Annotated in this window: 7 protein-coding genes; all 7 read left to right on the top strand. The window is 72.5% G+C overall.

Annotation, left to right across the window (positions count from 1 at the left end):
- Positions 1-304: 304 nt before the first annotated feature.
- The gene (locus tag ACFU5O_RS32765) at positions 305-1273 is read left to right on the top strand and encodes an aromatase/cyclase (protein ID WP_384245951.1); all 969 of its coding nucleotides are present in this window, start codon (positions 305-307) and stop codon (positions 1271-1273) included.
- 11 nt (positions 1274-1284) lie between these two features.
- Complete coding sequence (locus ACFU5O_RS32770) at positions 1285-3057, top strand: acyl-CoA dehydrogenase (protein WP_384245953.1); 1773 nt, start codon at positions 1285-1287, stop codon at positions 3055-3057.
- A gap of 82 nt (positions 3058-3139) precedes the next feature.
- On the top strand, positions 3140-3979 hold the full coding sequence (locus ACFU5O_RS32775) for a 4'-phosphopantetheinyl transferase family protein (RefSeq protein ID WP_384245955.1): 840 nt from the start codon (positions 3140-3142) through the stop codon (positions 3977-3979).
- A 376-nt stretch (positions 3980-4355) separates the two neighbouring features.
- On the top strand, positions 4356-5591 hold the full coding sequence (gene metK, locus ACFU5O_RS32780; protein ID WP_384245956.1) for a methionine adenosyltransferase: 1236 nt from the start codon (positions 4356-4358) through the stop codon (positions 5589-5591).
- 83 nt (positions 5592-5674) lie between these two features.
- The gene (locus tag ACFU5O_RS32785) at positions 5675-6658 is read left to right on the top strand and encodes a carbohydrate kinase family protein (RefSeq protein WP_384245957.1); all 984 of its coding nucleotides are present in this window, start codon (positions 5675-5677) and stop codon (positions 6656-6658) included.
- 341 nt (positions 6659-6999) lie between these two features.
- Positions 7000-7878 carry a methylenetetrahydrofolate reductase [NAD(P)H] gene (gene metF / locus ACFU5O_RS32790; RefSeq protein WP_384245966.1) on the top strand — a complete coding sequence of 293 codons (879 nt, stop codon included), beginning with the start codon at positions 7000-7002 and terminating at the stop codon, positions 7876-7878.
- 3 nt (positions 7879-7881) lie between these two features.
- Positions 7882-8108, top strand: a 227-nt coding sequence (locus ACFU5O_RS32795) for an adenosylhomocysteinase (RefSeq protein WP_384245958.1), incomplete at its 3' end; no start/stop codon positions are given.

Below are 8108 nucleotides of genomic sequence, written 5' to 3' on the forward strand. Positions count from 1 at the left end.
CCCGCACCCTGCCGGCGCCCGGTCCGCGCCCGGCGGATGCGAGCGGCACCTCCGTACGGGCCGGGGACCAGGGCGTATCCCACCTGCCTGCCCGCCCGCTCCCCGCTCCCGTACGAACCGGCCGAGGGCGACGACGACTTCTTCGCGCGCGTCCGCGGGGGTGCTCGTGTGCGTCAAGAGCAGCCGCCGGACAGCGGCCCAGCCGTGCCCGAGTGCGCGTGTACACCCGGTCGAGAGGTCCTCGAGCGGATCTCCGGCGCCTCAGGCGAATCTCGGAAGCAAGGGCGAGAGAGGTGTTGAGCCGATGTCAGGTGACCGAGTGCAGCGCACGTCGTACGCGGTGGATGTGGCCGCGCCCGCCGGTGTGGTCTACGGACTGATCGCGGACACGACCCAGTGGCCGCTGTTCGTCCCGCCGAGCGTCCACGTCGAGCGGCTGGAGTTCGACGGGACCAGCGACCGCTTCCGCATGTGGGTGACCGCCGACGGCGGTGTGAAGTCCTGGATCTCGCGCAGGTCGCTGGACCCGGGACGCCGCACCATCGACTTCCGCCAGGAGGTGCCGGCCGCGCCCGCCACCTCCATGGGCGGCCGGTGGGCCGTCGAGGAGCTGGGACGCGAGCGGTCGCGGCTGACCCTCGTCCACGACTTCACGGCGGCGGACGACTGCCCCGCCGCGACCGAGTGGCTGACCCGCGCCACCGACTCCAACAGCCGTGCCGAGCTGGCGCAGCTGAAGGAGACCGCCGAACTCTGGACGAAGCTGGACGACCTCCGGCTGACCGTCGAGGACTCGGTACGGATCCACGGGCCCGCCGAACTCGTCTACGACGTCCTGTACGGCGTGGAGGACTGGCCCGGGCACCTCCCGCACGTGGACCGTCTCGACGTCCGGGAGGACCAGCCCGGGATCCAGGTCATGAGCATGGAATCCCGCACCGCCGACGGCGCCGTCCGCACCACCGGGTCGGTCCGGGTCTGCTTCCCGCACGCCGGCCGGATCGTCTTCAAGCAGACGGCCACCCTCCCGCTGGTGGCGGCGCACACCGGCGAGTGGTCGGTCGTCCCCGACGAGACCGGAGTGACCGCGGTCGCCACCCACAACGTCCTGCTGCGCGAGGAGGCCGTCGGGGCCCTCCTCGGCCCCGGCGCGGACATCGCACAGGCACGCCGGCACGTACACGAGGCGCTGAGCCGCACCAGCACGGCGACGCTCGACCTCGCCAAGCGGCACGCGGAGTCCGCCGTCCGCATCCTGCGGCCGGGGAGTTGACCAGTCATCCCATGACCGAGACACCCCACCTCGTGCGAGCGCCCGCCGCCGCGGAGGACACGCCCGGGCGGCGCACCGCGGAGGAGCAGGCGCTCCACCGGGCCGCGCGGCTGGAGGCCCTCCTCGGCGACCCGCTCGACCCCGGCAATCCGCACGGCACCGCCGCGCTCATCGCCGCCGACGACCTGCGCCGCCCGCCCGCCGCCACCGAACGGCTGCTCGCCGAGGCCGGTCTGGCCGCCGAGTTCGTCCCCGCCGAGTTCGGCGGGCGGCTCACCCGTGCGGATCTGCTCGTCAAGGTGCTGCGCCCGGTGTTCCGCCGCGACGTCGCGCTCGGCTTCGGCTTCGGCATCACCGGGCTGTTCGCCACCGCCGCCGTCTGGGCGGCGGGTAGCACACGCCAGCGCGAGGAGACCGCCGCGGTGCTCCTCGGCGGCGGTCGCGCCTCGATCGTCCACCATGAACTGGCCCACGCCAACGCCATCCTGCGGGACGAGTTCACCGCCACGTCCCGCCCCGGCGGCGGCTATGCGCTCAGCGGGCGCAAGGACGTCATCATGAACGCGGCCCGCTCGGACGCGTACGTCGTCTATGCCCGCACCGCCCCCGAGCGCGGCCCGCGCAGCCACTCCGTTCTGCTGCTGCGCCCCGACGACCTGCCCGCCGACGGGCTGCGCCGACTGCCCCGGGTCCACACTTCCGGGATGCGCGGAGGCCTGTTCTCCGGGCTGGAGTTCACCGGTTGCCCCGTTCCCGGGGACGCACTCGTCGGCCGCCCCGGCGAAGGCGTCGCCCTCGCCCTGCGCACCTTCCAGGTCAACCGGTGCCTCATCCCCGGTGTCGCCGTCGCCGCCGCAGGCACCGTGCTGCACTCGGCCGTCCGCGCCGCTTCCGCCGGCCGCAGCGCACCGGTCGCCCGCCGTCGGCACAAGCCGCTCGCCGGTGTGTTCGCTGACCTGCTCGCCTGCGACAGCATGGCCACCGTCGCCCTGCGCTCCCTCAGCCTGCTGCCGGAGCGTGCCCATCTGCCGGCCGCCGCGGTCAAGTACGTCGTACCGGACCTGCTCAGGGAAGACCTCGAGGAACTGGCTTCCGTACTGGGCGCACACGGCTACGAGCACGGCAGCCCCCAGTTCGGCACCCTGGAGAAACTCGTACGCGACCTGCCCGTCGCCGGGCTCGGGCACGCGGGCACCGCCGCCTGCCAGGCCGTCATCGTCCCCCAGCTGCGAACCCTGGCAGAACGCTCCTGGTTCACCACCGGGGAACCCCCCGCCGCCCTGTTCCGGCCCGGAGGCCGGCTGCCCGACCTCGACTACCGGCTGCTCGGCATCGCCGGCGCGGAGGACTTCCTGCCCGCCTCTCTCGTCGCATCCGCGTCCCGGCTGGCCGGCGGCGGCGCGGCCGGTACCCACATCGCCGCCCTCGGCGTCCTCGCCGGGGGCTTCGTCGACGAACTGCACACCCTGCGCGCGATCTGCGCGGACCTGCCCACCGGGCGGGCCGCCCTCTCCGACCCCGCGGTCGTCGTCCTCGGCGACCGCTACGCGATGATCCTGGCCGCTGCCGCGGTCCTCGGCATCTGGGAGAACCAGGACGGCACCGACCCCTTCCTGTCCGACCCCGCGTGGGCGGTCCTCGCGCTCACCCGGCTCGCCGGTCGTCTGGGCATCGCCGTACCCGAACTGCCCCCGGGCTGCCTGGAGCACGTGCTCGACGAGCTCGTCCGCCGCTACCGGGCCGGCCTCAGTTACGACCTGGACGCCACCCCGCTCCGTCCCTGAGCCACGGGCACATCCGAGCCACGCACCCCCGAGCCACGCACCCCCGAGCCATGAACCAGTCACCGCAGAGGAGGTAAGGACCGTGCCGGACCAGCTCGGTCCCCGGGGCGGCCGCACCATCGCCGCGCCCGTCCACGTCACCGGACCCGAAGGGCCCTGGGACGCGGTGTACGAGGGCCTGGAGGAACACGGCAACGCCGTTGTCCACGCGACCTGGGGAGAGTGGCTCACCGCCGCCCTCGCCGACTCCTCGCTGAGGCATCTGCTGGGCCGTGACTGGCAGCGCTACCGGCGTACCGCCGACGCCGCCGTCCGCTACCGCTTCGTCACCTCCCGCATGGTCGTCAAATACACCGCCGCCGCCGCCCTGCGGACCGCTCCGGCGGCGCTCGACCTCGCCTACAAGATCGGCGGGCGACCCTATATCCGCGGCCTCGACCAGATCGACGTCAGCCTGAGCCACACGGACGACGTCATCACGGTGGGCGTCAGCCGCACCGGCCGGATCGGTGTCGACGTCGAACCGGCGAAGCGGCCGATGTCCTTCGAACTGCTCCACGACCACATGTGCACCCCGGCGGAGCAGGCCGAGCTCGCCCGCATGCCGGACGAGCGCAAGGCCGCCGAACTGCTGCGGCTGTGGACCCTCAAGGAGGCCTACACCAAGGCCCTCGGACAGGGACTGCGGCTGGGATTCACGGAGTTCGGCTTCGGCCTGGAAAGCGGCGATCTGCTCGCTCCGGACGGCAGCGTCGCCGCCCGTGGCGAATGGTCCTTCGCCACCTACGAGGTCCTCGGCCGCTACCTGGTCAGCGTGGCCTGCCACGACACCGGCCTCGCCCCGGACCGGGACACGGCCGTCCACACGATGCTCGACGACGGATTCATGGGGGCCGTCGAAGAAGTGCTCGCCGACGGCTGACCCCGTCCGGCCGTCACGCCGGCCCGTGCCGGTGCGCGCGAGCGAGCCGCCCGTACTCCCGTACCCGCCTTCCGTTTCCACGACGACCTACGACGGCCTACGACGACCTACGACGACCCACGACGACCCAGGAGGGACAGATGACCGTCACCGCCCCCGCGCCCGTGACGGCGGTCATGACTCCTGGCCCGCGGCTCCCCGGAGCTCCACGGCCCGCCGGCGCCCGCCGCCCATGGCCCCGCCCCGGCACCCGCGGTCCCGTGGCCGCCGACACCGCGGCGCCGGCCGCCGCGGCCGACAGGCCCGTACGGCCTCCGCACCGGCCACGCGCATCGGGTGCGGCCGGCCGAACCACACCTCATCACCTGGAGTCCTCATGACCCGTCGCCTGTTCACCTCGGAGTCCGTGACCGAGGGACATCCCGACAAGATCGCCGACCAGATCAGCGACACGATCCTCGACGCGCTGCTGCGCGAGGACCCGGCCTCCCGCGTGGCCGTCGAGACCCTCATCACCACCGGTCTCGTCCATGTCGCGGGCGAGGTGACGACCAGGGCGTACGCCCCGATCGCACAGCTCGTCCGCGAGAAGATCCTGGAGATCGGCTACGACTCCTCCACCAAGGGCTTCGACGGCGCCTCGTGCGGCGTGTCGGTGTCGATCGGCGCCCAGTCGCCGGACATCGCCCAGGGTGTGGACACGGCGTACGAGTCGCGGGTCGAGGGTGCCGCCGCGGGCAGGGACACCGACGAGCTGGACAGGCAGGGCGCCGGTGACCAGGGCCTGATGTTCGGGTACGCCTGCGACGAGACGCCCGAGCTGATGCCGCTGCCGATCCACCTCGCGCACCGGCTCTCGCGCCGTCTGTCCGAGGTCCGCAGGGACGGGACCGTCCCCTACCTGCGCCCTGACGGGAAGACCCAGGTCACCATCGAGTACGACGGCGACAAGGCGGTCCGCCTGGACACGGTCGTGGTGTCCTCACAGCACGCGTCCGACATCGATCTGGACTCGCTGCTCGCGCCCGACATCCGCGTGCACGTCGTCGAGCACGTGCTGGCCGCCCTGGCCGACGACGGCATCAAGCTGGACACCGACGGCTACCGGCTGCTGGTCAACCCGACCGGCCGCTTCGAGATCGGCGGTCCGATGGGCGACGCCGGCCTGACCGGCCGCAAGATCATCATCGACACGTACGGCGGCATGGCCCGCCACGGCGGTGGCGCGTTCTCCGGCAAGGACCCGTCCAAGGTCGACCGCTCGGCGGCGTACGCGATGCGCTGGGTCGCCAAGAACGTCGTGGCCGCGGGCCTCGCGTCGCGCTGCGAGGTCCAGGTCGCCTACGCGATCGGCAAGGCAGAGCCGGTGGGCCTGTTCGTGGAGACCTTCGGCACCCACACCGTGGACGTCGACCGCATCCAGCGGGCCATCACCGAGATCTTCGACCTCCGCCCGGCGGCGATCATCCGCGACCTCGACCTGCTCCGCCCGATCTACGCGCAGACCGCGGCGTACGGCCACTTCGGCCGTGAGCTCCCCGACTTCACCTGGGAGCGCACCGACCGCGCGGACGCGCTGTCCGCCGCCGCGAAGTCCGCGGCCAAGGCCTGACGGACCCGTCCGGCGCCCCGAGGCACCGTCCCCCGGGGCGCCCGGCCCGCCCGCACCCCTCACGACCTCACAGGAGAGCCCTCGTGCGCATCGCGGTGACAGGATCCATCGCCACGGATCACCTCATGGCCTTCCCCGGCCGGTTCGGCGACCAACTGCTGCCCGACCAGCTGGAACACGTCTCGCTCTCCTTCCTCGTCGACACCCTCGAGGTCCGGCGCGGCGGTGTGGCGGCCAACATCGCCTACGGACTCGGCGGCCTCGGACTCGCACCCCGCCTGGTCGGATCGGTCGGCATGGACTTCGCCGAGTACCGGGTGTGGCTCAAGGAACACGGCGTGGACACCGGCGGTGTGCACGTCTGCGCGGACCGTCAGACGGCGCGCTTCATGTGCATCACCGACCGGGACGCCAACCAGATCGCGTCGTTCTACGCCGGTGCCATGGCCGAGGCGGCGCGGATCGATCTGCGCCCGCTGGCCGGCCGTGACGGGGGCGTGGACCTCGTTCTGGTCTCGCCCAACGACCCCGCGGCGATGGTCCGCCACACCGAACAGTGCCGCGAACTCGGCCTGCCCTTCGCCGCCGACCCCTCCCAGCAGCTCGCCCGGCTCGACGGCGACCAGACCCGCTCGCTGATCGACGGTGCCCGCTGGCTCTTCACGAACGAGTACGAGGCGGCCTTGCTGCGCGAACGCACCCGGTGGACGGACGACGAGATCCTCGACCGCGTCGGCACCTGGGTCACCACCCTCGGGGCCGACGGTGTCCGGATCGACGGCAAGGGCCTGCCGACGCTCACCGTCCCGGCCGTCCCCGATCTCCGCCCCGAGGATCCCACCGGCGTCGGAGACGCCTTCCGTTCCGGGTTCCTGGCCGCGATCAGCTGGGACCTGCCGCTGGAGAGCGCCGCCCAGCTCGGCTGCGCGATGGCCGCCCTGGTCCTCCAGGCGGTCGGCCCGCAGGACTACGAGGTCAGTCCCGCCCTGCTGCTCGCCGTCGTGGAGCGCGTCTACGGCGGCGGAGCGGCGGAACTGCTCGCCCCCGCCCTGCGGGAGCTGCGATGACGGCCGCCGCGCGGATCGCCGCCCTCCGGCAGACGCCGGCCACGCCGTCGGCCCGAGGCCCGGCGAGGCCGCGGCGAAGCTGTTGGCCGCCGGCCCCTGCCGCGGCCACCTCGAACTGCACGGTCTGTCCGTCCGGTCGGCCCGGCGTGCGGCTCTCCGAGGAGCTCCGGCTCCGTCCCGGGTCGTCCACCGACGCCCTCGTCGTCCACCACCCGCAGGCCACGTACGTCACCCGCACGCCGAGCTGAAAGGAACGAGCCGTGGCAGCAGTTGTCGCAGAACGTCCGGCCCGCCCGGACCCTACGGGCCTCCCGCGCTCCCGGCCTGCCGCGACGCAGGGCGTGGGCGAACTGCTGGCAGGCGGGCAGCGCTCGTTCTCGTTCGAGTTCTTCCCGCCCAGGACCGAGGCCGGTGAGCGCGTCCTGTGGAACGCCATCCGGCGGATCGAGGCCTTCGCGCCCTCTTTCGTCTCCGTCACCTACGGCGCCGGAGGATCGTCCCGGGACCGTACCGTCGAGGTCACCGAACGCATCGTGGCCGAGACCACCCTGCGGCCCGTCGCGCACCTGACGGCGGTGGGCCACTCGGTGGCCGAACTGCGCCACATCATCGGCCGGTACGCGGACGCCGGGATCCGTGACGTCCTCGCCCTGCGGGGCGACCCTCCCGGTGACCCCAAGGGTGTGTGGACCCCGCACCCGCAGGGCTTCACCCACGCCCACGAGCTGGTCAGCCTGATCCGGCAGCTCGGCGACTTCAGCGTCGGTGTGGCGGCCTTCCCGGAGCGTCATCCGCGCTCGCCCGGCTGGACCGACGACATCCGGCACTTCGCCGCCAAATGCAGAGCGGGCGCGGACTACGCCATCACCCAGATGTTCTTCGACGTGGAGGACTATCTGCGGCTGCGTGACCGGCTGGTCTCTGTGGGCTGCCTCACGCCGGTCATCCCCGAGATCATGCCCGCCACCGACGCACGGCAGATCCGCCGCTTCGCCGAACTCAGCGACGCACGCTTCCCCGAGGCGCTGGCCCTGCGCCTGGAAGCGGCCCGCGACGACCCGGCAGAGGGACATCGCATAGGTGTCGAGTACGCCACGGCCATGGCAGAGCGGCTGCTGGCCGAAGGAGCCCCCGGGCTGCACTACATCACTCTCAACCGGTCCACGGCGACCCTCGAGATCCACCAGAACCTCAACCTGAACACCGACACCCCGGAGTAGTTCATGTCCACCCAGCCCAGCGCCGCTCTCACCGATTTCAGGGTCGCCGACCTTTCCCTTGCCGATTTCGGCCGTAAGGAGATCACTCTGGCCGAGCATGAGATGCCCGGTCTGATGTCGATCCGTGAGGAGTATGCGGAGCAGCAGCCGCTGGCCGGTGCCCGGATCACCGGTTCGCTGCACATGACGGTGCAGACGGCGGTGCTGATCGAGACGCTGGTGGCCCTTGG

It is taken from the genome of Streptomyces sp. NPDC057445 (genome assembly GCF_042802855.1).
Taxonomy (GTDB): Bacteria; Actinomycetota; Actinomycetes; order Streptomycetales; family Streptomycetaceae; genus Streptomyces.

Coding starts and splice junctions, on each gene's coding strand:
- ACFU5O_RS32765 (WP_384245951.1), top strand. CDS start 305: ATGTCAGGTGACCGAGTGCAGCGCACGTCGTACGCGGTGGATGTGGCC.
- ACFU5O_RS32770 (WP_384245953.1), top strand. CDS start 1,285: ATGACCGAGACACCCCACCTCGTGCGAGCGCCCGCCGCCGCGGAGGAC.
- metK (WP_384245956.1), top strand. CDS start 4,356: ATGACCCGTCGCCTGTTCACCTCGGAGTCCGTGACCGAGGGACATCCC.